General features: G+C 62.9%; 28 protein-coding genes. 19 read left to right on the top strand and 9 right to left on the bottom strand.

Features of this window, described 5'->3' with window-relative positions:
* The first annotated feature begins 14 nt into the window (after positions 1 to 14).
* From AC1DYO_RS00780 to AC1DYO_RS00815, 8 genes are all read left to right on the top strand, one after another.
* Positions 15 to 503, top strand: coding sequence for a DUF29 domain-containing protein (locus tag AC1DYO_RS00780; protein WP_477259366.1), 489 nt, complete (start codon positions 15 to 17; stop codon positions 501 to 503).
* A 53-nt stretch (positions 504 to 556) separates the two neighbouring features.
* A complete protein-coding gene (locus tag AC1DYO_RS00785; RefSeq protein ID WP_477259368.1) occupies positions 557 to 1,150 on the top strand; it encodes a hypothetical protein in 594 nt (197 codons plus the stop codon).
* Positions 1,151 to 1,193: 43 nt separating this feature from the next.
* Positions 1,194 to 1,799, top strand: a complete 606-nt coding sequence (locus tag AC1DYO_RS00790; RefSeq protein ID WP_477259370.1) for a glutathione S-transferase family protein — start codon at positions 1,194 to 1,196, stop codon at positions 1,797 to 1,799.
* Complete coding sequence (ureE, locus tag AC1DYO_RS00795; protein WP_477259372.1) at positions 1,796 to 2,392, top strand: urease accessory protein UreE; 597 nt, start codon at positions 1,796 to 1,798, stop codon at positions 2,390 to 2,392. The genes AC1DYO_RS00790 and ureE overlap by 4 nt, the downstream gene beginning before the upstream one ends.
* Positions 2,385 to 3,056: an urease accessory protein UreF gene (locus AC1DYO_RS00800; RefSeq protein WP_477259868.1), complete on the top strand. Its 672-nt coding sequence runs from the start codon at positions 2,385 to 2,387 to the stop codon at positions 3,054 to 3,056. Before ureE ends, AC1DYO_RS00800 begins: the two co-directional genes overlap by 8 nt.
* Positions 3,053 to 3,493, top strand: a complete 441-nt coding sequence (locus tag AC1DYO_RS00805; protein ID WP_477259374.1) for a DUF3995 domain-containing protein — start codon at positions 3,053 to 3,055, stop codon at positions 3,491 to 3,493. The genes AC1DYO_RS00800 and AC1DYO_RS00805 overlap by 4 nt, the downstream gene beginning before the upstream one ends.
* Positions 3,490 to 4,122, top strand: a complete 633-nt coding sequence (gene ureG, locus AC1DYO_RS00810) for an urease accessory protein UreG (RefSeq protein ID WP_023695873.1) — start codon at positions 3,490 to 3,492, stop codon at positions 4,120 to 4,122. Before AC1DYO_RS00805 ends, ureG begins: the two co-directional genes overlap by 4 nt.
* Before the next feature lie 80 nt (positions 4,123 to 4,202).
* Positions 4,203 to 4,970 (top strand): class II aldolase and adducin N-terminal domain-containing protein, encoded by a 768-nt coding sequence (locus AC1DYO_RS00815; protein WP_477259376.1) that lies wholly within the window; start codon positions 4,203 to 4,205, stop codon positions 4,968 to 4,970.
* A 3-nt stretch (positions 4,971 to 4,973) separates the two neighbouring features.
* Here the strand turns inward: AC1DYO_RS00815 and AC1DYO_RS00820 are convergent, their stop codons facing one another.
* Positions 4,974 to 5,606 carry an HAD family hydrolase gene (locus AC1DYO_RS00820; RefSeq protein ID WP_181056572.1) on the bottom strand — a complete coding sequence of 211 codons (633 nt, stop codon included), beginning with the start codon at positions 5,604 to 5,606 and terminating at the stop codon, positions 4,974 to 4,976.
* Positions 5,607 to 5,818: 212 nt separating this feature from the next.
* Here AC1DYO_RS00820 and AC1DYO_RS00825 point away from each other — a divergent pair, with 212 nt between their 5' ends.
* Positions 5,819 to 6,775 carry a sugar-binding transcriptional regulator gene (locus AC1DYO_RS00825; protein ID WP_181056573.1) on the top strand — a complete coding sequence of 319 codons (957 nt, stop codon included), beginning with the start codon at positions 5,819 to 5,821 and terminating at the stop codon, positions 6,773 to 6,775.
* A gap of 22 nt (positions 6,776 to 6,797) precedes the next feature.
* On the opposite strand, the gene AC1DYO_RS00830 is transcribed toward AC1DYO_RS00825, so the two are convergent.
* On the bottom strand, positions 6,798 to 6,983 hold the full coding sequence (locus AC1DYO_RS00830; protein WP_181056574.1) for a hypothetical protein: 186 nt from the start codon (positions 6,981 to 6,983) through the stop codon (positions 6,798 to 6,800).
* Positions 6,984 to 7,093: 110 nt separating this feature from the next.
* On the opposite strand from AC1DYO_RS00830, the gene AC1DYO_RS00835 reads away from it, so the two are divergent.
* The 10 genes from AC1DYO_RS00835 (at position 7,094) to AC1DYO_RS00880 (ending at position 17,530) form a co-directional block, all read left to right on the top strand.
* On the top strand, positions 7,094 to 8,002 hold the full coding sequence (locus tag AC1DYO_RS00835; protein ID WP_477259379.1) for a LysR substrate-binding domain-containing protein: 909 nt from the start codon (positions 7,094 to 7,096) through the stop codon (positions 8,000 to 8,002).
* Complete coding sequence (locus AC1DYO_RS00840) at positions 7,915 to 8,400, top strand: hypothetical protein (RefSeq protein WP_477259381.1); 486 nt, start codon at positions 7,915 to 7,917, stop codon at positions 8,398 to 8,400. Before AC1DYO_RS00835 ends, AC1DYO_RS00840 begins: the two co-directional genes overlap by 88 nt.
* A 233-nt stretch (positions 8,401 to 8,633) precedes the next feature.
* A complete protein-coding gene (locus AC1DYO_RS00845; RefSeq protein WP_477259383.1) occupies positions 8,634 to 9,944 on the top strand; it encodes an ABC transporter substrate-binding protein in 1,311 nt (436 codons plus the stop codon).
* A 119-nt stretch (positions 9,945 to 10,063) separates the two neighbouring features.
* The gene (locus tag AC1DYO_RS00850; RefSeq protein ID WP_477259385.1) at positions 10,064 to 10,936 is read left to right on the top strand and encodes a carbohydrate ABC transporter permease; all 873 of its coding nucleotides are present in this window, start codon (positions 10,064 to 10,066) and stop codon (positions 10,934 to 10,936) included.
* 11 nt (positions 10,937 to 10,947) lie between these two features.
* Entirely contained in the window at positions 10,948 to 11,772 is an 825-nt protein-coding gene (locus tag AC1DYO_RS00855) for a carbohydrate ABC transporter permease (protein ID WP_477259387.1), read from the top strand.
* Positions 11,773 to 11,824: 52 nt separating this feature from the next.
* A complete protein-coding gene (locus AC1DYO_RS00860; protein WP_477259389.1) occupies positions 11,825 to 12,829 on the top strand; it encodes an ABC transporter ATP-binding protein in 1,005 nt (334 codons plus the stop codon).
* Entirely contained in the window at positions 12,826 to 13,596 is a 771-nt protein-coding gene (locus tag AC1DYO_RS00865) for an L-iditol 2-dehydrogenase (RefSeq protein ID WP_477259390.1), read from the top strand. The genes AC1DYO_RS00860 and AC1DYO_RS00865 overlap by 4 nt, the downstream gene beginning before the upstream one ends.
* Before the next feature lie 177 nt (positions 13,597 to 13,773).
* Entirely contained in the window at positions 13,774 to 15,252 is a 1,479-nt protein-coding gene (locus AC1DYO_RS00870; protein ID WP_477259392.1) for a mannitol dehydrogenase family protein, read from the top strand.
* An 11-nt stretch (positions 15,253 to 15,263) separates the two neighbouring features.
* Positions 15,264 to 15,947: an HAD family hydrolase gene (locus tag AC1DYO_RS00875; RefSeq protein WP_477259394.1), complete on the top strand. Its 684-nt coding sequence runs from the start codon at positions 15,264 to 15,266 to the stop codon at positions 15,945 to 15,947.
* Positions 15,944 to 17,530, top strand: a complete 1,587-nt coding sequence (locus tag AC1DYO_RS00880) for an FGGY-family carbohydrate kinase (protein WP_477259396.1) — start codon at positions 15,944 to 15,946, stop codon at positions 17,528 to 17,530. The genes AC1DYO_RS00875 and AC1DYO_RS00880 overlap by 4 nt, the downstream gene beginning before the upstream one ends.
* Here AC1DYO_RS00880 and AC1DYO_RS00885 read toward each other — a convergent pair.
* From AC1DYO_RS00885 to AC1DYO_RS00915, 7 genes are all read right to left on the bottom strand, one after another.
* A complete protein-coding gene (locus AC1DYO_RS00885; protein WP_477259398.1) occupies positions 17,523 to 18,623 on the bottom strand; it encodes an ABC transporter ATP-binding protein in 1,101 nt (366 codons plus the stop codon). The genes AC1DYO_RS00880 and AC1DYO_RS00885 overlap by 8 nt on opposite strands.
* Positions 18,624 to 18,625: 2 nt before the next feature.
* Positions 18,626 to 19,672, bottom strand: coding sequence for an NAD(P)-dependent alcohol dehydrogenase (locus AC1DYO_RS00890; protein ID WP_477259400.1), 1,047 nt, complete (start codon positions 19,670 to 19,672; stop codon positions 18,626 to 18,628).
* A 15-nt stretch (positions 19,673 to 19,687) separates the two neighbouring features.
* Entirely contained in the window at positions 19,688 to 20,515 is an 828-nt protein-coding gene (locus tag AC1DYO_RS00895) for a carbohydrate ABC transporter permease (protein WP_477259401.1), read from the bottom strand.
* A complete protein-coding gene (locus AC1DYO_RS00900; protein WP_477259403.1) occupies positions 20,512 to 21,378 on the bottom strand; it encodes a carbohydrate ABC transporter permease in 867 nt (288 codons plus the stop codon). The genes AC1DYO_RS00895 and AC1DYO_RS00900 overlap by 4 nt, the downstream gene beginning before the upstream one ends.
* 104 nt (positions 21,379 to 21,482) lie before the next feature.
* Entirely contained in the window at positions 21,483 to 22,754 is a 1,272-nt protein-coding gene (locus AC1DYO_RS00905; RefSeq protein WP_477259405.1) for an ABC transporter substrate-binding protein, read from the bottom strand.
* Between the two features lie 228 nt (positions 22,755 to 22,982).
* Positions 22,983 to 23,900, bottom strand: coding sequence for an AraC family transcriptional regulator (locus AC1DYO_RS00910; protein ID WP_477259407.1), 918 nt, complete (start codon positions 23,898 to 23,900; stop codon positions 22,983 to 22,985).
* Positions 23,901 to 24,120: 220 nt separating this feature from the next.
* A complete protein-coding gene (locus tag AC1DYO_RS00915) occupies positions 24,121 to 24,930 on the bottom strand; it encodes a response regulator transcription factor (RefSeq protein ID WP_477259409.1) in 810 nt (269 codons plus the stop codon).
* Positions 24,931 to 24,995: the final 65 nt, after the last annotated feature.

The following is a 24,995-nucleotide window of genomic DNA, read 5'->3' on the forward strand; positions in this document are numbered from 1 at the left end:
GGCATTATACGCATATGAACAGGATTGATCGCCTCAGGGCGCTGACGCCCTATGAAACAGACTACGCCCAGTGGTGCGCCGAGCAGAGTGCGCTGCTGCGTGACGGTCGTCTCTCCGATCTCGACCGAGAGAATCTTGCCGAGGAAATAGAAAGCTTGGGGAGAAGCGACCGAAGGGAAATCCGCAGCCGGATGCGGGTACTGATCGCACACCTCCTGAAATGGGAATTTCAGCCAGGCCACAGGTGCCACAGCTGGCAATCTTCAATCTCGGAACAGCGTGTCTGGATTGAAGGTATCGTCAAGGACAGTCCCAGCCTTCGTCGCTATCCTTCTCAGATTTTTGATGAAGCCTACAAGGATGCCTTGCCTCTCGCGATTCAGGAGACAGGCCTGAGGAAATCGCAATTTCCAAGCGAACCGCCTTTCACAGGCAAGCAGGCGCTTGATGGACGATTTTGGCCGGGCGACCCACTTTCGATGGATGATTTCCTGCGGGATTAGCAATCCATGATTCCCGCGCGCGCCCTCTACCTCCGCTTTGTTTGTTGAGGCCCATGGCCACCGAAATCGCCTCCGCCCACGACATCTTCCCGCATATCCGCATCGTCATGGGCATGGTGATCGGGCTCGGCGTCACGCGCCTTTTGTCGGGGATCGCCCGTATCGTCCAGCATCCCGGCCAGTACAAGCTCTACCCCGTGCACCTCGCCTGGGTCGCCTCCATGCTGTTGCTGCTGGTGCATTTCTGGTGGTGGGAGTTTGGGCTCTACACCATCGAGACCTGGACTTTCGGCAAGTACCTGTTCCTCATCTTCTACGCCATCACGCTGTTCCTGTTGTGCGCGCTGCTGTTTCCGGATTCGATGCTCGACTACACCAGCTACGAAGATTTCTTCTATTCGCGCCGCGGCTGGTTCTTCGGCCTGCTGGCGACGACCTATCTGCTCGATGTCGTCGACACGCTGCTGAAGGGCCCGGAGCATTTTGCCCGCTACGGCAATGAGTATCTGTTCCGAACGCCGGTCTTCGTGGCGCTGTGCATTGCCGCCATACTGGTGCGCGACCGCCGCTTCCACATCGCCTTCGTCGTCGGCACGCTGATCTATCAAGTATCGTTCATCCTGCGGCTCTTCGACACCATCGTCTGAGCGAGCGCGATGGTCTACGGTCTAAGGGAAAGAGGGTTCAACTATGTACAAGGCCATTGGATCACGTGGATCCCGGGTCAGCCGTGTTCTGTGGATGCTTGAGGAACTCGGGCAGCCCTATGAATTCGTCGAGGTCAAATTGCGTTCGCCGGAAGCCTATGCGCTCAACCCGTCGGGCAAGGTGCCGGTGCTGATCGACGGCGAACTGACGGTGACGGATTCGGCGGCGATCTGCGTCTATCTCGCCGACAAGCATGCCGACAAAGGGATGGGCGCCAATCCGGGTGTCGCCGGGCGTGCCGAAATGGATTCCTGGATGCATTTCGCGCAGTCGGAGTTCGAGGCGCCGCTGTGGAACAAGCTGCGCCATCGCTTCCTGCTGCCGAAGGAAGTTCGGGTCGATGTTGGCCCCGCCGCCGTCTACGATTTCGCCTCGGAGACCAAGGCGCTGGATCGCCGGCTGGGCGACAAGCCGTTTGCGCTCGGCGACCGGTTTTCCGCCGTCGACGTGCTGTTGGGCGACATGGGCAACTGGGCCCGCGCCGGAAAATTCCCGATCGAATCGGAGCGGGTCAACGCCTATTTCGACCGCCTGCTGTCGCGGCCGGCCCGGGCGCGGGCGCAAGCCAATGGCGGAGCGATGAAATGAAACTCAACCTCAACACCGACTTCACCAAATTTCCACGCGCCGTCTCGGTGCTGCCTGCCGGCAAAGCGGGGGCCGCCGCACCATCCGGCCGCGCCGTTCTGCCCCATGACGAGCGGCATCTGCGCCGCCGCGCCATCGAGTTGGCTGACGGCAGCAAAGTGCTGGTCGACCTGCCCGAGCCTGTGACCCTGAACGATGGCGACCGGCTGGCGCTGGAGGATGGCCGCCATATCGAGATCACCGCGGCACCTGAAGAGGTCTACGACATCCGCGCCCGCGACGGCGTGCATCTGACCGAGCTTGCCTGGCACATCGGCAACCGGCATCTGGCGGCGGCGATCGAGCCCAGCCGCATCCTGATTTTGCGCGACCACGTCATCAAGGCGATGCTGGAAGGTCTCGGCGCCACCGTGCGCGACGTTTCCGAGCCGTTCAAGCCGGTGCGCGGCGCCTATTCCGGCGGCCACGATCATGGTCATGCGCATGCGCACAGCCACGCCGAAGCGCATTCCCATGATGGGCATTCTCACGCCCACAGCGAGTCCCATTCTCACAGCCATTCCCATGACGGGCACCATCACGATCATGACTGACCAGCCTTCTGGCATTGCTTTGCTGCGGCTGATGGCGTGGCTGTCGCCGGCCTTTCCGGTCGGCGGCTTCTCCTACAGCCACGGCCTCGAGCGCGCCGTGCATGACGGGTTGGCGGCCGACAGCGAAAGCCTTGCCGGCTGGCTCGAAACGCTGGTCGACATGGGCTCGGGCTGGAACGACGCCGTGCTGTTCACGGAGGCCTGGCGCCGCGCCCGCGACGGCGGCGACCTCGCCGAGATTGCCGATCTCGCCGAAGCGCTGGCCGGATCGCACGAGCGCCACACCGAAACCATGCTGCAAGGCGCCGCCTTTCTGAAGGCGGCATCGGCCTGGCCCAATCCCGTGCTGGGCCGCTTGCCGGCCGAATGCGCTTACTGTGTCGCCGTCGGCGCCGTTGCCGGCGGCAACGGCATCGCGCTTCAGGACGCGCTGTCCGCCTTCCTGCAGGCCTTCTTCTCCAACCTTGTCCAGGCCGCCATACGACTAGGCGTCATCGGCCAAAGCGGCGCGACTGCCCTGCTCGCCGGATTCGAGCCGCTGGCGCTGTCGACGGCCGCGCGCGCCGCCGGCTCGACGTTGGACGATCTCGGCGGCTGCGCCTTCATCTCCGACGTCATGGCGATGAAACACGAGACGCAGTATTCCAGGCTGTTCCGCTCATGACCACGCTCGCTTTCGCCCTTTCGGCCGTCCTGTTGCTGATCACCGCGCTACATGCCTATTGGGGCCTTGGCGGCATCTGGCCGGGCAAAGACGGTGTTTCCTGCGCCCACGCTGTTGTCGGCTTTCGCGACGTCGACGAGATGCCGACGCCGTTTGCCTGTTTTGCCGTCGCCGCGTGCCTGTGCCTGGCGACGCTGTGGCCCCTGGCGCTCGCAGGCGTCTTTGCCTCGCCCTTTCCAAGGGAAGGCCTTGCCGCCACAGCGATGCTGATCGGGCTGGTGTTCCTCGGCCGCGGTATTGCCGGCTTCACGCCCTGGTGGCGCCGGCTGGCGCCGGAGCAGCCTTTTGCGCGGCTCGATGTCAGCTTCTATTCGCCACTGTGCCTGCTGATCGGGCTCAGCTTCGCAATCCTCGCCATCACGGAGTTTTCGGCATGACCCAGGCCAACGGCCCTCTTCGCATCGGCATCGGCGGTCCTGTCGGATCCGGCAAGACGACGCTCACCGAAAAGCTCTGCAAGGCGCTGCGCGATGATTTTTCCATCGCCGTGGTCACCAACGACATCTACACCAAGGAAGACGCCATGATGCTGGCCCGCCTGCAGGCGTTGCCGGAAGACCGCATCGTCGGCGTCGAGACCGGCGGCTGCCCGCACACCGCCATCCGCGAGGACGCCTCGATCAACCTGCAGGCGATCGCCGGGCTGAACAAAAAGTTTCCCGATCTCGACATCGTCTTCATCGAATCCGGCGGTGACAATCTCGCCGCCACCTTCTCGCCCGATCTGGCTGATCTGACGCTTTATGTCATCTCGGTCTGCCAGGGCGAGGAGATCCCGAGGAAGGGCGGGCCGGCGATCACCCGTTCCGATTTCCTGGTCATCAACAAGAGCGATCTGGCGCCCTATGTAAACGTCAACCTCGATGTCATGGAGAGCGACGCCGCCCGCATGCGCGGCAAGCGCCCATTCGGCTTCACCGACCTGTCGCGCGGCAAGGGTCTGCAGGAGGTGATCGACTTCATCGTCGAGCATGGCGGGCTGCAGTCGGCACGCTCGGCCGCCTGACGCAGGACAGCCTGACCCACCAGTTTGCGGTTGCTGGCCAAGGTCGGGCGCGGCATTCTCTCGAAAACGGAGGTTTTCAGATGAGCATCGCCCGCCTGCAGAAGGAAACGCTGACCAACCTGCCCTACTACGAGGAGCGCGTCGATCTCGCCGCCGCCTTCCGCTGGACCGCACGGCTCAACATGCATGAGGCGGTGGCCAATCATTTCTCGCTGTCCGTCAATGAGGACGGCACCAAATTCCTGATGAACCCCAACCAGGTGCATTTCTCGCGCATCAAGGCGAGCGACCTTTTGCTGATCGACGCCAATGATTCGGACACGCTGACCGGCCCCAATGCGCCGGACCCGACCGCCTGGGGGCTGCACGGCGCCATCCATCGCAACGTGCCGCATGCACGCTGCGCCATGCATGTGCATTCCATCCACGCTACCGTGCTGGCCTCGTTGGCCGATTCGACCCTGCCGCCGATCGACCAGAACTCGGCCATGTTCTTCAATCGCCATGTCGTCGACGCGCATTATGGCGGGCTGGCCTTCGAGGAAGAGGGCGAGCGCTGCTCACAGCTTCTGACCGACCCGAAGGTCAAGGTAATGGTGATGGGCAATCATGGCGTGATGGTCATCGGCGATACCGTCGCCGACGCCTTCAACCGCATGTTCTATTTCGAGCGCGCCGCCGAGACCTACATCAAGGCGCTGTGGACCGGCCGGCCGCTGCGCACGCTGTCCGACGCCATTGCCGAAAAGGCCGCCAGCGAAATGGACGACTATCCCGGCCAGGCCGAGCGCCATCTGGCCGAGCTCAAGGCGATCCTCGACGAAGAAGAGCCGGTTTACCGGAGCTGATCTCTAGAGCCCGAGCTCTTTACGCAACTCTTCGGCACTGTTGATCACAACAGCGCCCGGCGGTCCTTCCATCGGCGCTTCCGGCCAGAAGATCGTCCGCATCCCCGCGGCCAGGCCGGATGTGGCGCCGGTGACGCTGTCGTCGACCGCCACCGCATCTGAGGGATCGACGCCGGCCAGCCATGCGGCGCGCAGGAAGGGCTCGGGATGCGGCTTGCCTTCGCGCACGTCGTTGCGGCTGATCGTGCGCATACCGGGGTAGATCAGGCCGACGGCGCTCAAGTTTGCGTCGACGATCACCCGGTCGGAATTGGACACCACCGCTTGCTGCACGCCAAGCGCGCGCAATGCGTTGAACACTTCGATTGCGCCGGGGCGCGGCTTCAGCGTCTCGGCCATTGGCATGTAATGATCGTATTTGCGCACGATCCAGTCGTCGAAGGGCAGGTCGAGGCCGAACTCGCTGCGCAGCATGTCGTAGACCGGTCCGGCGGCGACGCCTAGCACCCGCTCATGCAGGTCGACCGGCGGCGCGATGCCGACGCTGCGCAGCGCCGCCACCAGGGCAGCCTCATGCAGCGGCTCGCTGTCGACCAGCGTGCCGTCCATATCCCAGAAAACCGCTTTCGGCGTCATGCGAGGCTCCTTTTGCCGATCCCCTTAAAGCGTTTGCACCGGGAGATAAACCGCCGAACCCGTCTGCTCACGATTTTGGCTAAGACGATTGCCTCGTTGCTGTCAGGCCGACGCCGCAAGCAATTGCCCTTCGCATAGACAATTGCGCACCAGCGCATTCCCTGCAAGACTATAGCGCTTCGCCCAAAGGGGGCGGGCTTGGGAGGCAGACCTTGAATTCGCGGCAGGACGGCGGCAGCAACAGGCTGGACGAGGCGGCGCGCGCCGGCTGGCTTTATTATGTTGCCGGCAATACGCAGGACCAGATCGCCGCCACGCTCGGCATTTCCCGGCAGACGGCGCAGCGCCTGGTGTCGTTGGCGGTGTCGGAAGGGCTGATCAAGGTGCGCGTCGACCACCCGATCGCCAATTGCCTCGACCTTGCCGCGCGGCTGAGATCGCGCTTCGCGCTCGATCTGGTCGAAGTGGTGCCGAGCGATCCGACCTCGTCTTCGACCACGATCGGCATTGCCGAGGCGGCCGCGGCCGAGATCGAGCGGCGGCTGCGGTCGCCGACGCCGATCGTCATGGCCATCGGTACCGGGCGCACGCTGAAAGCGGCGATCGAGCAGTTGCCGCCGATGGAATGCCAGCAGCATAAGGTCGTGTCCTTGACCGGCAACATCTCGCCCGACGGTTCGGCCGCGTTCTACAACGTCATCTTCACCATGGCCGACAGGGTCAAGGCGCGCTCGTTCCCGATGCCGCTGCCGGTCATCGCTTCGTCACCGGAAGAGCGCGAGATGCTGCTCGCCCAGCCGATGATCCAGCCGACGCTGGCGCTCGCCGCGGAAGCCGACGTCACCTTTGTCGGCATCGGCGATCTCGGCCCGAAGGCGCCGCTCTACGAGGACGGCTTCATCTCGGAAAGTGAATTGAAGGCACTGCAAAAGGCCGGCGGCGTTGCCGAGATCGTCGGCTGGGTATTCGACCGGGAAGGCCGCATGATCGAGGGCATCACCAACGACCGGGTGTCGTCGGCCGCTTTGCCGTCACGCGAAAAGTCGCTGGTCATTGCGCTCGCCATGGGCGAGCGCAAATTGCCGGGCATTCTGGCTGCGGTGAACCGGCGGCTGGTCAATGGCCTCATCACCGACGAGCGGACCGCCACGGCCCTACTCGACGCCTGAGCTAGCGATAAAATCGGCACGGCTATTTATGCCGCCCGCAAACATCGTTGCCATCGAGGAAACCCATGTCGCGCTGCAAATGCGGCGACAGGTCCCTGACGTCGACATAACCGCGCCGACGGCTCAAAAGCTGGGAAAATTCGTGCGTCAGCACGGAAAACCAGCTCTGTGCCGGGCTCGAATGGAGCTTTTGCTGTACCGTGGTCATGATCTTCAGCCTCCGCTATGCTTGAACTGGATTGATCGTCGACACCAAATATCGGTCTGATCGGCTCCTGCTACCAATCAAACGTCGATCATGACCCATAAGGAGGGCTTATGCCCGAACTCAAGGCACCACAGCCCGCCCAACTGCCGCCGCTGCAGGCAATCAGGGTGTTCGAGGCCGTCGCGCGGCATCTCTCCTTTACCAAGGCCGCGGAGGAGCTCGGCATGACCCAGGCCGCCGCCAGCTACCAGATCAAGCTCCTGGAAGAACGCATCGGTTCGCCGCTGTTCCTGCGCCAGCCGCGCCAGATCGTGCTGACCGAACCCGGCCAGCGCCTGGCGCCTGCCGTGAGCGAGGCGTTCAGCCTGCTCAGCAGCGCCTATTCGGCCGCGCGCGGCGGCGCCGATGGCGTGCTTTGCGTGTCGACGCTGCTGACCTTCGCCTCGAACTGGCTGGCGCAGCATCTCGGCTCCTTCCAGCTCTCGCATCCGTCGCTGGCGGTGCGCGTCGATACGTCGAACAGGGTTATCGATTTCGCCCGCGAGGATATGGACATCGCCATCCGCTCCGGTAGCGGCAAGTGGCCTGGAGTGGAAATCCATCTTTTGTTCAAGGCAGATTTTACGCCGGTGCTGAGCCCGGCACTCGCTGCCACTATCGGTGGCGTCCACGAGCCGGCCGATCTGTTCAAACTGCCTATTCTCGATCCCACCGACATCTGGTGGCGGGAATGGTTCGCCCTTGCCGGTGTGCCGGCGGATGAACTTGCCAACCGCACCGGCACCAGCATGGGCGCGCAGGCCTATGAGGCGAATGCGGCAATCGCCGGCCATGGCGTGGCGATCCTGACCACGGCGCTGTTCAAGACCGAGCTCGCCGCCGGTCGCCTCATTCAGCCCTTCGACCTGGTCGGCGACGACGGGCACGCCTATTGGCTGGTCTATCCGACGGCGCGCCGCAACGTGCCGAAGATAAAGGCCTTCCGCGACTGGATCCTGGCCGAGATCGCCTGCGCTTAGGGCAGTTCGCGTTTTCCAGGATCGACAAGTACGGTCGGGTCGCCCGGTTAACCAAGCTTGAGAAAAACGCTGTCGATATCATCCGCCGGGCTTCGCCCGCACTTGTGGCGACTCAGTCGACGCTGATCAATCGTCTGCAGATTGAAGCAGGATCTATCAGTGGGCTGATGAAAGTCTATCGTGTCGAAGAAATCGAAAATAACGCCGTGCGTGTGACGCACGCGATCGAAGCATTCACACCGTTTCAAGCTGCCATAAAGGCAATCGGCCGGGAAGTTAGGTTGCGCAAAGACGAGCCCAATTGGATCCGGGTGACCGAAACGCTGACCAGAGCCAAGAAAACCCGCGATGGCAGGGTTTTCGAATATTCCGTCGGAAGCTACCCGGCCCACGGCTGAGGGCTCGGCCCTAGCTCATGATCGATGGGGTTGCGATGGCCGGCATCCAGCCAGTTCGATACTCGCGCCCGGCGAGCTACCCCTAATCCATCCAATATTCTCTCTCCGTCCGACCCCGCGCACGCCCTCCCGTGCTGCGCTGCAGCATCGAATCCGACTTGACATAATTAACGGTGAGTGAGTAATTGCTCAGCACCAAGGCAAATGCTCATCTTGGTTCATGGGAGGAATTGATGAAACTTCGCACGCTCACTTTGGGCCTGTTGTCGGCCAGCGCTCTCGCTTTCGCCGCGCATGCCGAATCCATCACCATCGCCACTGTCAACAATGGCGATATGGTCCGCATGCAGAAGCTGACGGACGACTTCACCAAGACTAACCCCGACATCACGCTCAACTGGGTCACGCTCGAAGAGAACGTGCTGCGCGAGCGCGTCACCACCGACATCGCCACCAAGGGTGGCCAGTATGACGTGATGACCATCGGCACCTACGAGGTTCCGATCTGGGCCAAGCAGAGCTGGCTGCTGCCGCTCGACAAGCTCGGCGACGACTATGACGCCAAGGACATCATCCCGGCCATTGCCGGCGGCCTGTCGGTCGACGGCAAGCTCTATGCAGCGCCCTTCTACGGCGAAAGCTCCTTTGTCATGTACCGCAAGGACCTGATGGAGAAGGCAGGGCTGACCATGCCCGACGCCCCGACCTGGGACTTCATCAGGCAGGCCGCCGACAAGATGACCGATCGCGCCAATGGCGTGAACGGCGTCTGCCTGCGCGGCAAGGCCGGCTGGGGCGAGAACATGGCCTTCCTGACCGCCATGTCGAACTCCTTCGGCGCCCGCTGGTTCGACGAGAACTGGAAGCCGCAGTTCGATCAGCCGGAATGGAAGAGCACGCTGCAGTTCTATGTCGACCTGATGAAGGCCGACGGTCCGGAGGGCGCCTCTTCCAACGGCTTCAACGAAAACCTGGCGCTGTTCCAGCAGGGCAAGTGCGGCATGTGGATCGACGCCACCGTCGCTGCCTCCTTCGTCTCGGATCCGAAGAACTCGACCGTCGCCGACAAGGTTGGCTACGCACTGGCTCCCGACAATGGTCTGGGCAAGCGCGGCAACTGGCTGTGGGCCTGGTCGCTGGCCGTTCCCGCTGGCACGCAGAAGGCTGATGCCGCCGAGAAGTTCGTGTCATGGGCGACCAGCAAGCACTACGCCGAACTGGTTGCGGCGAAGGAAGGCTGGGCTAACGTTCCTCCGGGCACGCGCTCCTCGCTCTACGCCAATGCCGAGTACCAGAAGGCGGCTCCGTTCGCCAAGATGACGCTGGACTCCATCAACGCCGCCGACCCGACGCATCCGACCGTCAAGCCGGTGCCCTATGTCGGCGTCCAGTTCGTCGCCATCCCCGAGTTCCAGGGCCTTGGCACCACCGTCGGCCAGCTCTTCTCGGCGGCTCTTGCCGGCCAGTCGAGCGTCGATGACGCCTTGAAGCAGGCCCAGGACGCTGCCACCGCGGCAATGACCGAAGGCGGTTATATCAAGTAAGGCTCCTCCCGGTGCCGACTGCCGGCCGCCTTCCTGGCCGGCAACGGCCGCCCGAATCCCAGTTCGGGCGGCCCCTTTCACACATTTGAAAATTTGGCTGACCTTGAAGGGTGACCGTCATGGCTACTCAGCAGACCCGTTCGCTTGCCCGTTTCATGATGGCGCCATCCGTGGTGCTGCTGTTCGTCTGGATGATCGTGCCGCTGGTCATCACCCTGTGGTTCTCCTTCCAGCAGTACAATCCGCTCAATCCGGTCCGTGACGGGTTCGTCGGCTTCTCCAACTACGCGCTGTTCTATTCCAACCCGGCATTCCTGCAGTCGATCCTCAATACACTTGTCCTGGTCGGCAGCGTGCTGCTGATCACCGTCATCGGCGGCATTATGCTGGCGCTGCTGATCGATCAGCCGATGTGGGGACAGGGGATCGTGCGCATCCTCGTCATCTCACCGTTCTTCGTCATGCCGCCGGTGGCGGCGCTGGTCTGGAAGAACATGATCATGCACCCGCAATACGGCGTCTTTGCCGACATTGCGCGCTTCTTCGGGGCTCAACCGATCGATTGGTTCGGGCAGCATCCGATGATGGCGATCATCATCATCGTCGCCTGGCAATGGCTACCCTTCGCCACGCTGATCCTTTTGACCGCGCTGCAGTCGCTCGACGGTGAGCAGAAGGAAGCCGCCGAGATGGACGGCGCCGGCTTCGTCAGCCGCTTCATCTATCTGACGCTGCCGCACATGTCGCGCGCCATCACCGTCGTCATCCTGATCCAGACCATCTTCCTGCTGTCGGTCTATGCCGAGATCCTGGTCACCACCAATGGCGGCCCCGGCTACGCCTCCACCAACCTGCCCTTCCTCGTCTACCAGAAGGCATTGCTGGAGTTCAAAATCGGCCAGGCATCCGCCGGCGGTGTCATCGCCGTCATTCTCGCCAACATCGTCGCCTTCTTCGCCATGCGCGCGGTCGGCAAGAACCTGGACAAGTAAGGGAGGATACGATGGCACGTGCAGTCACCACCCAACACAAGGTCATTGCGACAGGCGCCGCCTGGATCGTCGCGCTGCTGATCTTCTTCCCGATCCTTTATACGATCATCACCTCGTTCAAGTCGGAGCAGGAAGCCATCCAGGGCTTCGCGCTGATCCCGTCGGGGACGTTCGAGAGCTATACCGAGGTCCAGGCGCAGAGCGGCTACTTCAAGTTCTTCTTCAACTCGGTGCTGCTCTCGGTCGGCTCGACCATCCTGGCCCTGATCGTTGCGGTTCCGGCCGCCTGGTCGATGGCTTTCTCGCCGGGCAAATGGACCAAGGACATCCTGATGTGGATGCTCTCGACCAAGATGATGCCGGCGGTTGCCGTGCTGTTCCCGATCTACCTGATCTTCCGCGACACCGGCCTGCTCGACAGCCGCGTCGGCCTGATGATCATGCTGATGCTGATCAACCTGCCGATCGTGATATGGATGCTCTACACCTACTTCCGCGAAATCCCGGGTGAAATCCTCGAAGCGGCGCGCATGGACGGCGCCACGCTGTGGGGCGAGATCATCTATGTGCTGACCCCGATGGCGGTGCCGGGCATCGCTTCGACCATGCTGCTCAACATCATCCTGGCGTGGAACGAAGCGTTCTGGACCATTCGTCTCACCACCACCGAGGCGGCGCCGCTGACGGCGTTCATCAGTTCGTTCTCAAGCCCGCAAGGCCTGTTCTGGGCCAAGCTTTCGGCGGCGTCGACGCTGGCGATCGCCCCCATCCTGATCATGGGCTGGTTCAGCCAGAAGCAGCTGGTGCGCGGCCTGACGTTCGGAGCCGTGAAGTAAACCGAAACTGCCTGAAGCAACCGGCTAAAAATAACCCCTCGGGGAGGAAACCATGGGAAACATCACGCTCAAGAACGTCTCCAAGCATTTCGGATCGACGGTCATCATTCCGGGTCTCGACCTGGTCATCGAAAATGGCGAGTTCGTCGTCTTCGTCGGCCCGTCGGGTTGCGGCAAGTCCACGCTGCTGCGCCTTATCGCCGGTCTCGAAGACACCAGCGGCGGCACCATCAACATCGATGGCCGTGACGTCACCGGCGCGGCGCCGGCCAAGCGCAAGCTGGCCATGGTGTTCCAGTCCTATGCGCTCTACCCGCATATGACGGTGGCCAAGAACATCGGTTTCCCCTTGAAGATGGCGGGCGAGGATGTTGCGACGATCGACAAGAAGGTGAAGGACGCGGCTCGCGTGCTGAACCTCACCAACTATCTCGAACGCCGGCCCGGCCAGCTCTCCGGCGGCCAGCGCCAGCGCGTCGCTATCGGCCGCGCCATCGTGCGCCAACCCTCGGCCTTCCTGTTCGATGAGCCGCTGTCCAACCTTGACGCAGCACTGCGCGGCACCATGCGCCTCGAAATCAGCGAGCTGCATCATCAGCTCAAGACGACGATGGTCTACGTCACCCACGACCAGATCGAAGCCATGACCATGGCCGACAAGATCGTCGTGCTCAATGCCGGCAACATCGAACAGGTCGGCTCGCCGATGGAACTCTACAAGTCGCCGAAGAACCTGTTCGTGGCGGGCTTCATCGGTTCGCCGAAGATGAACCTGATCGAAGGCGCGCCGGCCGCCAAATACAACGCCAAGACTATCGGCATCCGTCCCGAGCATATGAACATCTCGACCACGGCGGGTGACTGGAAAGCCCTTGTCGGCGTCGCCGAACATCTGGGATCCGACACCTTCCTGCACGTCCAGGCTGACGGCGTCGGGTCGCTGACCGTGCGCGCCGATGGCGAAATGCCTGTTCGTCACGGCGACACCATTTACCTCACGCCCGACAAGGTCCGGATGCACCGCTTCGGCCCCGACGGAAAGGCGCTGACGCAGTGAGGCTGAAAGGCAAATCGGCGCTGATCACCGGATCCGCACGCGGCATCGGCAGGGCTTTTGCCGAAGCCTATACGCGCGAAGGTGCTGTGGTCGCGATCGGCGACATCAATCTGGAGGCCGCGGAAAAGACGGCCTCGCAGATTGGCGGCGGCGCCTATGCCGTGAAGCTGGACGTCACCAATCTTGCCTCGATCGAATCCGCGGTGGGTGCTGTCGAGAAAAAGACCGGCGGGCTCGACATTCTGATCAACAACGCTGCTTTGTTCGACCTGGCGCCGATCGTCGAGATATCGAAGGCGAGCTACGACAGGCTGTTTTCGGTCAATGTCGCCGGCACTTTGTTCATGCTGCAGGCCTCGGCCCGTTCGATGATCGCAAGGGGCAAGGGCGGCAGGATCATCAACATCGCCAGCCAGGCCGGACGGCGCGGCGAGGCGCTGGTCGCCGTCTACTGCGCCACCAAGGCTGCGGTCATCTCGCTCACCCAGTCGGCAGGGCTCGACCTGATCAAGCACCGCATCAACGTCAATGGCATCGCGCCGGGCGTCGTCGACAGCGATATGTGGGATGAGGTCGATGCGCTGTTCGCCAAATACGAGAACCGGCCGAAGGGCGAGAAGAAGCGGCTGGTCGGTGAGGGTGTACCTTACGGCCGCATGGGCAAGCCGGAGGACCTGACCGGCATGGCCGTGTTCCTGGCCAGCGACGATGCCGAATACATCGTCGCCCAGACCTACAATGTCGATGGCGGCCAATGGATGAGTTGACGCGGATGAGTTGAGGGGGGAGGCGCCCCTATCCCTTTCCTCCGGGGAGAAAGGCGTCGCGGGGCGGGGCGGCATGAATGCCAAAGGGCACGTGCCGCCCACGCACTCCAACCTGAAGGACTGAGGGCGGAATTGTCAGGCCGGCAAAGGGTAAGCACCGGCAAAAGGGTAAAGCAGATGACCGTGAAACTCTCTTCCTCCATCCTCGCCAAACTCCCAGCCAAGGTTGCCGGTCCGCAATACGACCGCGCCAGGCTCAAGGCCGGTATCGTCCATTTCGGCGTCGGCAATTTCCATCGCTCGCACCAGGCCGTCTATCTCGACGACCTCTTCAATGCGGGCATCGGCCATGACTGGGCGCTGATCGGCGCCGGTGTCTTCGAGGGCGAGAAAATCGGCCGCACCAAGCTGCAGGAGCAGGACTGGCTGACCACGGTGGTCGAGCAGGATTCCGACCATATGAGCGCCCGCGTCACCGGCGTCATGATCGACTTCCTGACGCCCGGCGATGCCGATGCCATCATCGACCAGCTTGCCGATCCGGCGATCAAGATCGTGTCGCTGACCATCACCGAAGGCGGCTACTTCATCGATCCGGCCTCGGGCAAGTTCAATCCGACCCATCCCGACATCGTCGCCGATGCGCAGGCAGGCACGACGCCGAAGACAGTGTTCGGCCTCATTCTCGCCGGGCTGATGCGCCGCCGCGCCGATGGCATCGTGCCATTCACCGTCATGTCTTGTGACAACATCCCCCACAACGGCCATGTCACCTCCGATGGCGTCATTGGATTGGCCCGGCTGATCGACGAGGATCTGGCGAATTGGGTGAGCGACAACGTCGCCTTTCCGAACGGCATGGTCGACCGCATCACGCCGGCCACGTCCGATCGCGAGCGCGGCATTCTGGCGACGGAATTCGGCCTTGAGGACAACTGGCCGGTGTTCTGCGAACCGTTCAAGCAATGGGTGCTGGAGGATCATTTCACCGACGGCCGGCCGCCGCTGGAAAAGGTCGGCGTACAATTCGTGAGGGATGTCGCTCCCTATGAGTTGATGAAGATCCGCATCCTCAATGGCGGCCATGCCACCATCGCCTATCCGGCCGGGCTGATGGATATCCATTTCGTCCATGAGGCGATGCAGGAGCCGCTGGTGCGCGGCTTCCTCGCCAAGCTCGAGCATGACGAGATCATCCCGACCGTGCCGCCGGTGCCGGACACCGTGCTGGCGGATTACTATCAGCTCATCGAGCACCGCTTCTCCAACCCCAAGATCGGCGACACCATCCGCCGGCTTTGCCTCGACGGTTCCAACCGGCAGCCGAAATTCATCATCCCGACCATCGCCGACCGGTTGAAAGCCGGCAAAAGCGTCGCTGGTCTGGCGCTGGAATCAGCACTTTGGTGCCGCTACTGCTTCGGCACCACCGACAGCGGCGCCGTCATCGAGGCCAATGATCCCAGCTGGGACAGGCTGCAGGCCACCGCCAAGGCGGCGAAGGACAAGCCCGGCGCCTGGCTGGCGATGGAGGACATCTATGGCGATGTCGGCCGCTCGGCGCCGTTCGCCGAGGCCTTCGCCCATGCGCTCAACGTCTTGTGGGCGAATGGCACGCGCGCGACGCTGACGCGCTACATCGCCGGCAAGCTCTGACGCGAGCCGCAATGACGCCCGAACTGGTCATCTTCGACTGTGACGGCGTGCTGGTCGACAGCGAGGCGCTCTCCGTCTCGGCCCTGCTCGGCATGATTTCTGCAGCCGGTGGCTCGGTCAGCGAGGATACCGCCTACGAGCATTTCCTCGGCAAGAGCATGAAGAGCGTGCGCGAAATCCTCGGCCGCGACTTCCGCGTAGACATCACCGATCGGCATCTGACCGAAATGCGCGTCGAATTGATGCGCAAATTCCGCGAGGAGCTGAAGCCGATACCCGGCATCAGGGACGTCCTGCCGAAGCTGGGCGTACCTTGCTGCGTCGCCTCTTCCGGCACGCTCGACCGTATCCGCTATGCGCTCGACGTCACCGGCCTGCTCCACCTGCTCGAACCGCATTTGTTCAGCGCCGCCATGGTCGCGCGCGGCAAGCCGGCGCCGGATCTTTTTCTGCACGCCGCGGCCGCCATGGGCGCGTATCCTGGCAACTGCATCGTCGTCGAGGACAGCCCGGCCGGCATCGCCGCGGCGCGTGCCGCCGGCATGCGCGTCTTTGCCTTCACCGGCGGCTCGCACGCCGGCAACCCGGCCTTGAAAGCGCGGCTTGCGTCGAGTGAACCGGACTTTATATTCGCTGACATGCTGCAATTGCCCGATCTGATTGCAGGCCTGGGAGCGAGAGTAAAAGCATCTTGACGAAAAGCTTCGTTTGCGCGGTCGATGTCGGCACCGGGAGCGCCCGCGCGGGCATTCTCGACACCACCGGCGCCTTGCTCGGCCGCGCCGAGCATCCGATCGTCATGAACCAGCCGAAGGCCGATCATGCCGAGCACAATTCGCAGGATATCTGGTCGGCAGTGTGCATCGCGGTCCGCGCGGCACGCGAAAAGGCGGGCGTGGCGGCGCAGGACATTGTCGGCATCTCGTTCGACGCCACCTGCTCGCTGGTGGTGCTGAACAGGGATGGCGGCCAGCTCAGTGTCTCGGTGACGGGCGAACGGCGCTGGGACACCATCGTCTGGCTCGACCATCGCGCCATCGCCGAGGCCGATGAATGCACGGCAAGCGGCCACGCCGTGCTCGATTATATCGGCGGCGTCATGTCGCCCGAAATGGCGACGCCGAAGCTGATGTGGCTGAAGCGCAATCTACCTGGAACATGGCATGAAGCCGGCTATCTATTCGACCTCACCGATTTCCTGACCTGGAAGGCGACCGGCTCGCTGGCGCGCTCGCAATGCACGCTGACCGCCAAATGGACCTATCTGGCACATGAAGACACCGGCTGGCGGCGCGATTTCTTCGAGACCGTCGGACTCAGCGATCTTTTCGAACACGGCAATCTGCCGGAGAAGGCAAGTGCGGTTGGCGCCGATATCGGCACGCTCTCGGCAGAAGCGGCAGCCGAGCTTGGTCTGACGGGAAAATGCCGGGTCGGGGCCGGCGTCATCGACGCCTATGCCGGCGCGCTTGGCGTGCTCGGCGGCTTTGCCGGCGACGAGCAGGATATCGGCCGGCATCTGGCGCTGATTGCCGGCACATCGAGCTGCGTCATGGCGATGTCGCCTGACCCGCAGCCCTTTGCCGGCGTCTGGGGCCCATACTACGGCGCCGCTCTGCCAAAACTGTGGCTGTCGGAAGGTGGCCAGTCGGCAACGGGCGCGCTGCTCGACCACATCATCCGCTGGCACGGCGCCGGCGGTGAGCCGGACGCCGCCATGCATGCCAAAATCGCCAGGCGCGTCGCCGAACTGCGCATCGCCGAGGGTGACAAGCTCGCCGCCAGGCTGCATGTGCTGCCCGATTTCCACGGCAACCGTTCGCCGCTTGCCGACCCGCATGCTGTCGGCGTGGTCAGCGGGCTGACGCTGGATTCCTCTTTCGACAGCCTGTGCAAGCTCTACTGGCGCACCGCCGTCGGCATAGCGCTCGGCGTGCGCCATGTGCTGGAGGCGCTGAACGAGAACGGCTATTTGATCGACACGCTGCATGTCACTGGCGGCCACACCAAGAACCCGTTGCTGATGGAGCTCTATGCCGACGCCACCGGCTGCGCCGTCATCGAGCCGCTGGCCGACGAAGCGGTTCTGCTCGGCACCGGCATGATCGCCGCCACCGCCGCCGGACTGTTTCCGGACCTGAATGCCGCCTGCGTCGCCATGCAGCAAGGCGGCCGGACGCGCGCGTCGAACCCGGCTACGGCAGGCCGCTTCGACCGCGACTACAAGATTTTCCTCGAAATGCACCGCCAGCGGCAGGCGCTCGACGCCATCAGTTAGGATTTTCTCGTCTGCGCAAGGATGCGCCTGACGTCGCGTCGAACAGGTGGACGCTCTCCTCCTCGAACGTATAGCGCACAGGCGCGCGCAACGCCGGGCATTCGCGGGCCGGCACCAGCGCGCTGACCTCCTTGCCGCCGCAGGCGAAGGTCACCAGCGCGTCATTGCCGTGGAATTCGATGAGATCGGCCGTGCCTTGCAGAGGATCGATGCTGTCCCCGGCGCCGGCGGTCTTCAGGTCCGGGGGCCGGATCCCAAGCACGGCGCGATGCAAGCCGCGCAGATTGAAGCCGGAGCCTTCGATGGAAAAGGTCGCGCCGGCGCTGGTCAGGATCCACCGGTCGTCTTTCCGCCCGACGGCCACGTCGATGAAATTCATGTTCGGCGTGCCGATGAAGCCGGCGACGAACAGATTGCCCGGCCGCCTGTAAATCTCCGCCGGCGAGCCGATCTGTTCGATGACGCCGTCCCTGAGCAGCACGATGCGGTCGGCCAGCGTCATCGCTTCGAGCTGATCGTGAGTGACATAGACAGTGGTGGTCTTCAGCGACTGGTGCAGCCGGGCGATCTCGACCCGCATATGGTTGCGCAGTTTGGCGTCGAGATTGGACAGCGGCTCGTCGAACAGGAACACCTTTGGCGTCTTGATCATGGCGCGTGCAATCGCCACGCGCTGCTGCTGGCCGCCGGAAAGCGCGGTCGGCTTGCGGGCGAGGTAGGGCTCGAGGCCGAGCGTCTTTGCAACCGCCTCGACCCGCTTCTGGATCTCGGCGGCCGGCACCTTCTGCCGCTTGAGGCCGAAGGCGATGTTGTCGAAGATCGTCATATGCGGGTAGAGCGCATAGTTCTGGAACACCATGGCGATGCCACGGTCACCGGGGTCGAGGTCATTGACCACTCTGCCGCCGATCGACACCTCGCCGCCGCTAATGTCCTCCAGCCCGGCCAGCATCCTCAGCAAGGTCGACTTGCCGCAGCCGGACGGGCCGAGGAACACGACGAATTCGTGCTCCTCGATCGAGAGGTTGAGATCGCGGATGACGGTCGTGGCGCCGTACGCCTTGTCGACATGAGAGCACACGATTGCGGACATGATCAGCCCTTCTCGCCGGTGAGCAGGATTTGCAGCTTGACGTCTTGCGGGTTGCCTTGCGCCGCCCGCTCGAAGGCCTCGATGCTGTCGGCAAAAGCATAAGTGCCGGTGATCAGCGGCTTGAGGTCGACCTTCCCCGAGGCGATCAGCTGCAGCGCGCGGTCGAAGATGTTGGCGTAGCGGAACACCGTCTCGATGCGCACTTCCTTGGAGATCGCCGCCGGAACGTTCAGGCTTACCGGCTCGACCGGAAGCCCGACCAGCACCACAGCGCCGCCCGGCCGCACGACATCGAACAAATTGGCGAAAGCCTTGGGGCTGCCGCTTGCCTCGAACACGATATCGGCGCCCCAATTGTCGGTCGCGGCAGCAACGGCGTCGACCAGCGATTGCTCGCCGATATTGACCGGGACGATGCCGGCATATTGCGCGGCGATCTCGAGCTTGGGCGCGGAAAAATCGGAGATCAGCACTTTCGAGCAGCCACCGGCAACGGCCGCCAGCGCGATCATGATGCCGATCGGCCCGCAGCCGACGACAACAGCGACATCGCCCGGCACGATGCGGGCACGGCTTGCCGCCTGCATGCCGATAGCAAAGGGTTCGACCATCGCGCCTTCGGCAAAGGAAACATTGTCCGCCAGTCTGTAGGTAAAGGCGGCCGGATGCACCGCATAGGGCGCAAGCACGCCATGCACCGGCGGCGTCGCCCAGAAGGTGACGTCGGGATCGACATTGTAGATGCCGAGCCTTGTCGCGCGCGACGACAGGTTCGGCACGCCGGGCTCCATGCAGACCCGGTCGCCGACCTTCAACGTCTCGWCATTGGCGCCGACCTGGACGACCGTTCCCGCAGCTTCATGGCCGAGCACCATCGGCGCTCGCACGACATAGCTGCCGATGGCGCCGTGCGTGTAATAGTGCACGTCGCTGCCGCATACGCCGACCGTATGGATGGCGATTTTGACGTCGTCCGGTCCGACGTCGAGCGGCAGCGCGATTTCGCGCAGCGACAGTTCGCCTTTTTTCTCAAGCACCAGTGCCCGCATCGGTCAGTCCTCGCATCAAGTCTTTTTTTGCCGGAAAACGGAATTCAGGAAGCCGCTGAGCACGCCGAGAAACAGCAACGGCGGCAGCGACAACAGCACGACCGAGGCGTTGAGGATTCCCCACGGTACGTTCATGCCTTGCTGGGAGAGTTCGGAAGCGACGATCGGCAAGGTCTTGGCGTTGGAACTCGACAGCATCAGCGCGATCAGGAACTCGTTCCACACCAGCACGAAGCTGAAGGCGACAGCGCCGATCAGCGAGCGCGCCGCAACTGGCAGCGCAATCCGCCAGAACACCGAATAGGCGCCGTAGCCGTCGACGAAGGCGGCTTCCTCGATCTCCTTGGGCACGGCCTGGAAAGCGGGAATGGCGAGCCACATGATCACCGAGATGGTGAGCAGCGAATAGGTGACGATCAGCGCCGGCAGCGTGTCGTAGAGCCCGATCTGCAGCCAGATCACCATCAGCGGAATGGCGACCGCGACCGGCGGCAGGAAGCGCAGCGACAGCACGAAGAACTGGATGTCGCCGGCCCAACGGTTGGGGTAGCGCGCTACGGCATAGGCGGCCGGCAGGCCGAGCACGACGCCGATCAGCACCGCGCAACCGCAGGCGATGACCGAATTGTAGAGCCCGGTCATGACGCTGTCGCGGCCGATGATGTAGCTGATGTTGTCGAATGTCGGCGTGAACACCAGGCGCGGCACGCGGGTGATGATGTCGACATTGTTCTTCAGCGAATTGAGCGCCGTCCACGCGAGCGGAAACACCGCCATGAAGCCGGCAAATGCCAGGACGGTCTTGCCAATGAGCAGGCCCAATCTTGCGTGATGTGGCCTCATGCCTGCACCCGTTTCCACAGCATGGTGAAGGTGATCACGGTCGCGATCATCATCAGCACCGCCATGGCCGAGGCGTAGGACACCTTGCCGGATTCGATGAAGCCCTGCGAGAAAGCGTACATGTCGAGCGTCTCGGTCGCCACGCCCGGCCCGCCGCGGGTCATCACATAGATCAGGTCGAAGGAGCGCAGCGATTCGATCATCTTGACGAACATCAGGCTGATCAGCGGCGCCTTCAGCATCGGCAAGGTCACGTAGGCATGGATCTGCCAGCGTTTGGCATGGTCGAGCCGCGCCGCTTCGATCGGCTGCGGCGGCAAGGTCTCCAGGAGCTTCAGCACGATGACGGCGAAGAACAGCCCCCATTGCCAGACATCGACCGAGGCGACGGCAAACAGCGCCGTCGATGGTTTCGACAGCGGATCGAAAATCAGCCCGCCGGTGATCAGCCGGTAGGGGTAGGTGGCGATGCCATAGAGCGGATGATAGGCGAACTTCCACACGAAGGCCGCCGAGACGCGCGGCAACAGCACCGGGATGATGAACAGCAGGCAGTAGATGTTGCGCAGCCGCGGCGACGCCACTTCGAACATCAGCACGCCGAGCCCGATCGCCACCACCATCGTCGCCACCACGGTGACGACCTCCCATTTCACCGACACCCAGACGGCGTTGAGGAAACGCCGGTCGAGGAACAGATCGATGAAGTTCGACAGCCAGACCCAGGAATAGTCCGACGAGCTCAGTTCGCGGTTCTGCAGGGCGATGACGATGGCGTAGAGCGTCGGCACCATCGACAACACCAGAAGAATGGCGAGCGTCGGAACGAGAAACGTCACGGGCAAGGAAGAGCGTCGGCGCATTGCCTATCCTCGGGCTATGCCTTTCGGGAGTGGCGGGGGACCCGCGGCGCACAGGTCCCGGCATTGCGTTGAATGCCGTGGACCGCGCGCCGCGGGCGGGAGGATTACTTCTTCTTCACCAACTCGTTGGCGTAGGCTTCGAGCTCATCGAGGCCGCCTTTGACGTCGGTGCGTGTGCCGGTGACCAGCTCTTCCAGGATGATGCCCCAGCGGTCGCCGAGATCCGGCCAGCGCGGATCCTGCCAGAAGTTGACCGCCGTCACCTTGCCGGTCTCGGCAAGCGCCTGGCCGAGGTCGGCGCCGTAAATGTCGGCGAACTCCTTGCTGGACAGGATGCTGGTGCGGTTGAGTTCACCGAATTGGTGCGCGTCGAGCCGGCGCTTCTCGTTCTCCTTCGACGTCGCCCAGGCGATGAACAGGCCGGCGCATTGCTTCGAGGCATCATCGACGTTGGCCTTGGCGGCAATGGCAAGACCATGACCATAACCGCCGCCGGTCAGCGGCGACGGCGGTGGCAGGAAGCCGATCTTGCCGACCACTTGCGAGGTCTTCGGGTCGACGGCCATGCCCGACAGCGGCGTCGACTCGACGAGGATGGCGACCTGGCCCGACAGGAACGCGCCGGTCGATTCATCCCAGCTGCCGGTCTGTGTGCCGGGCGCCGAATCCTTGAACAGCTTCAGGTAGGTCTCGGTCGCCTTGACGGCGGCTTCGGAGTTGAAAGCCGGATTGTCGCCATCGAACCATTTGCCGCCATAGGCCTTGAAGAACGGCATCCAGCGCCAGACATTGGCGCCCGAGCCACGCGCGCCGCGCAGCGCAATGCCGTACATGCCCTTGTCCGGGTCGGTCAGCTTCGGCACGTCGGCAATCAATTCGTCCAGTGTCTTCGGCGGCTGGATGCCGGCGGCCTCCAGAATGTCCTTGCGGTAGACCATCAGGTCGCCGCCGCCGGTCAGCGGCGCGAACCAAACCTTGCCGTCATAGGTGGCGACTTTCTGCCGGCCCGGATCGAAATCGGCATAGTCATAGTCAGCCGGATAATAATCGGTCAGCGGCACGATCCATTTCGACGAGGCGAACAGCGCAACATTGGCTTCGTCGACATAGTAGACGTTGTAGTTGCCGACAGTGGACGCATCGGCGCGCGACTTTGCCCGCCGGTCGTTCTCGTTGAGATAGTCGATCTGGAAACTGGCGCCGGCCAGTTTCTGGAACTCGTCCTTGGACTCTTCCAGCAGCGTCAGGCCGTCGCGCGGCTGCGCCAGCACCTTGACCGGCGTCGAGCAGACCGGCGCCGCCAGCGCCATGGTCGAGAGGGTGGTGGTAAGCATGAAAGCTGCGCTTATGCTCGCAGCGAGCCGAATTGGTTTCATTGGTTTTCTCCTCCAGGAACAGTCGCAGGAAGCGGAAGTCCTCGGTTGCGCGATCCTCGCCATCGCCCGAGCGACAAGCCACCCATCGCCAAAATGAGGAGTTACTAAAGGCCGCGCTAGAAGCCCCGGTGCAGCAGACCTGTACTTTTATGCATTGTGCGCTGCAAAAGTCGAACGATCTGAACGCGCTTCGTCAGATGAGTACCGATGGAGAGAAGAAGGCCGGTTTCAGGCACGCAGCGTCAGCCGTTGCCGCGACAGCTTGCGGTAGGATGACGGCGTCATCCTGTGCTTGCGCAGGAAGGCACGGTTGAAGTTGGAGATATTCATGTAGCCGACCTGGAAGCAGATGTCGGTGATCGGAATATCGGTGTCGGCGAGCAGCTTGCAGGCCTGCCAGAGCCGGAGCTTGGCGATGTGGTCGCTGAAACTGTTGCCGGTGTTTTTCTGGAAGAAGCGCGAGAACGTGCTTTCGCTCATCCCCGCCAGTTCCGCCACCTCCGGCAGCTTCAGGTCCTCGGCGAAATGCTGGAACAGATAGGTCAGCGTGCGCTGGATGATGTCCAGCGAGGTGGCGTCGAGGGCGGGCGAGAAATCCGGTGACGATAAAAGCTCGTATTCGTCGGTCCTGGCCAGCAGATCCACCAGTTCGAGGAACAGGCAAAGCCGGGCGAGCCCGTGCACCGTGCCCATCCGCTCCATCAGCGCGGCGCCTTCGAGCGCGGTGCGGCCATGGAAGACGATGCCACGCAGCGACCGCTCCAGGAACGGCTCCAACTCGCGCAGCTCCGGCAACAACCCGGCCGATCCGCGCAGCCTTTCGGGATCGAACTGCAGGACGATGTCGCGCCCTTCGATCAGCTCGCCTGGCTGCACCGCCGTTACCCAGTCATGCGGTAGCCCGCCGCCGACGATGGTCAGGTAGCCCGGCCCGAACTCGCCGATGTGATCGCCGACCAGCACCACACCGGAAGACTTCCTCAGGAGATGGATTTCGTATTCCGGATGGAAATTCCAGACATTGCGTTCCCAGGGATAGTCGTCGAGCCGCCACAGAAAACTGTCGCTCGCCTCGGTGACGATATGCTCGAAGGCAGGCACCGTGCGCGGGATCGCGGCCGTGTTCTTTCTGCGCCTGAATGCCATCGTCTGCTCTCCGGGCGAAATCCGGATGCGGTCCGGTCTCGGCTCGTTCCTAGAGCAAATTCAGGAAAAGTGTGAGCGGTTTTCCCGGGAAAAGCGCGTAGCGCTTTCCCTTGGGAATTGCGTAGAAACAAAGAGATAGAGCGGCTCACCGTTTCCGTGAAACGGCGAAACGCTCTAGCAGTCTGTCGCAGGCAAGTGAACGATGTCTATCTTCGCGATTTCAACGCCGGCTCTCGATGATCTCGATGAAACGGGCGAACAGCCCGGCCTGGGATTTGATGCCGAGCTTGCGATGGATGTTGCGGCGGTGAACCTTCACGGTTCCCGGCACGATGCGCATGGCTCTCGCGATCGACTCGGTGGAATGCCCCTGCAGCACCAGATCGACGACATGCTTTTCGCGCGGAGTCAGCGACAGGCTCTCCCAGATGTGGGCGCGGTCGAATTCGTTCACCGCCGCGATCGTTTCGCCCTGCTCCGCTTCGTCCGGCTCGTCAGCCGTAAGTGCGGGCCAGCGCAACCGGGCGAAACCGATCACCGCCGGCGCCATGTCGCGCAGCAGCCTGGTATCGGCGGTGCCGAAGGGCCCCGAGGCCTGCAATCGCATCAGCGACAGCACCAGCGCATCCTTGCCGGGCAATGGCACGAAGAAGCCGACCTCCTCGGCCAGCCTTGTCTGGCTGTAGTAGGTGCGAAAATATTCGCTGGCATAGAAGCGGTCGGGCGCCAGTTCGCGCATACGCCAGAACCCCTCCTTGCGCTCCACCGCCGCGTGGTGGAACGGATCGAGCAGATAAGGCCCTTCTTGATAGAGCGTGACGAAGACATGGCTCTCGGCCGGCGAGAAGGTTTCGAACAGCAGCGGCGGTCGCGAGGCACCGCGATAACCGAAGATCACGCAGTGGTCGAAGCTGACATGCTGCCTCAGCCAATCGACCATAGCCTGGCCGAACAGGTCGCCGTTGGTCTCTCGCGTCGCCGCGATAAGGGCAGCGAGTTGGCTGTATTCGTCGCTGCGGGACGCACTCAAACTATACCCCCTTAAACGAGAAAATAGATCAGATATACCACCTGCGAGGTATATACTAGCCGCCA

Source organism: Mesorhizobium sp. P2_F5 (genome assembly GCF_056403715.1).

Excerpts from the sequence above, each read along its gene's own strand:
- AC1DYO_RS00910 (WP_477259407.1), bottom strand. The coding sequence starts at position 23,900 with ATGGCATTCAGGCGCAGAAAGAACACGGCCGCGATCCCGCGCACGGTG.
- AC1DYO_RS00815 (WP_477259376.1), top strand. The coding sequence starts at position 4,203 with ATGAGCATCGCCCGCCTGCAGAAGGAAACGCTGACCAACCTGCCCTAC.
- AC1DYO_RS00905 (WP_477259405.1), bottom strand. The coding sequence starts at position 22,754 with ATGAAACCAATTCGGCTCGCTGCGAGCATAAGCGCAGCTTTCATGCTT.
- AC1DYO_RS00855 (WP_477259387.1), top strand. The coding sequence starts at position 10,948 with ATGGCACGTGCAGTCACCACCCAACACAAGGTCATTGCGACAGGCGCC.
- AC1DYO_RS00780 (WP_477259366.1), top strand. The coding sequence starts at position 15 with ATGAACAGGATTGATCGCCTCAGGGCGCTGACGCCCTATGAAACAGAC.
- AC1DYO_RS00835 (WP_477259379.1), top strand. The coding sequence starts at position 7,094 with ATGCCCGAACTCAAGGCACCACAGCCCGCCCAACTGCCGCCGCTGCAG.
- AC1DYO_RS00860 (WP_477259389.1), top strand. The coding sequence starts at position 11,825 with ATGGGAAACATCACGCTCAAGAACGTCTCCAAGCATTTCGGATCGACG.
- AC1DYO_RS00790 (WP_477259370.1), top strand. The coding sequence starts at position 1,194 with ATGTACAAGGCCATTGGATCACGTGGATCCCGGGTCAGCCGTGTTCTG.
- AC1DYO_RS00850 (WP_477259385.1), top strand. The coding sequence starts at position 10,064 with ATGGCTACTCAGCAGACCCGTTCGCTTGCCCGTTTCATGATGGCGCCA.
- AC1DYO_RS00875 (WP_477259394.1), top strand. The coding sequence starts at position 15,264 with ATGACGCCCGAACTGGTCATCTTCGACTGTGACGGCGTGCTGGTCGAC.
- AC1DYO_RS00895 (WP_477259401.1), bottom strand. The coding sequence starts at position 20,515 with ATGAGGCCACATCACGCAAGATTGGGCCTGCTCATTGGCAAGACCGTC.
- ureG (WP_023695873.1), top strand. The coding sequence starts at position 3,490 with ATGACCCAGGCCAACGGCCCTCTTCGCATCGGCATCGGCGGTCCTGTC.
- AC1DYO_RS00870 (WP_477259392.1), top strand. The coding sequence starts at position 13,774 with ATGACCGTGAAACTCTCTTCCTCCATCCTCGCCAAACTCCCAGCCAAG.
- AC1DYO_RS00805 (WP_477259374.1), top strand. The coding sequence starts at position 3,053 with ATGACCACGCTCGCTTTCGCCCTTTCGGCCGTCCTGTTGCTGATCACC.
- AC1DYO_RS00900 (WP_477259403.1), bottom strand. The coding sequence starts at position 21,378 with ATGCGCCGACGCTCTTCCTTGCCCGTGACGTTTCTCGTTCCGACGCTC.
- AC1DYO_RS00830 (WP_181056574.1), bottom strand. The coding sequence starts at position 6,983 with ATGACCACGGTACAGCAAAAGCTCCATTCGAGCCCGGCACAGAGCTGG.
- AC1DYO_RS00800 (WP_477259868.1), top strand. The coding sequence starts at position 2,385 with ATGACTGACCAGCCTTCTGGCATTGCTTTGCTGCGGCTGATGGCGTGG.
- AC1DYO_RS00785 (WP_477259368.1), top strand. The coding sequence starts at position 557 with ATGGCCACCGAAATCGCCTCCGCCCACGACATCTTCCCGCATATCCGC.
- AC1DYO_RS00885 (WP_477259398.1), bottom strand. The coding sequence starts at position 18,623 with ATGTCCGCAATCGTGTGCTCTCATGTCGACAAGGCGTACGGCGCCACG.
- AC1DYO_RS00820 (WP_181056572.1), bottom strand. The coding sequence starts at position 5,606 with ATGACGCCGAAAGCGGTTTTCTGGGATATGGACGGCACGCTGGTCGAC.
- ureE (WP_477259372.1), top strand. The coding sequence starts at position 1,796 with ATGAAACTCAACCTCAACACCGACTTCACCAAATTTCCACGCGCCGTC.
- AC1DYO_RS00845 (WP_477259383.1), top strand. The coding sequence starts at position 8,634 with ATGAAACTTCGCACGCTCACTTTGGGCCTGTTGTCGGCCAGCGCTCTC.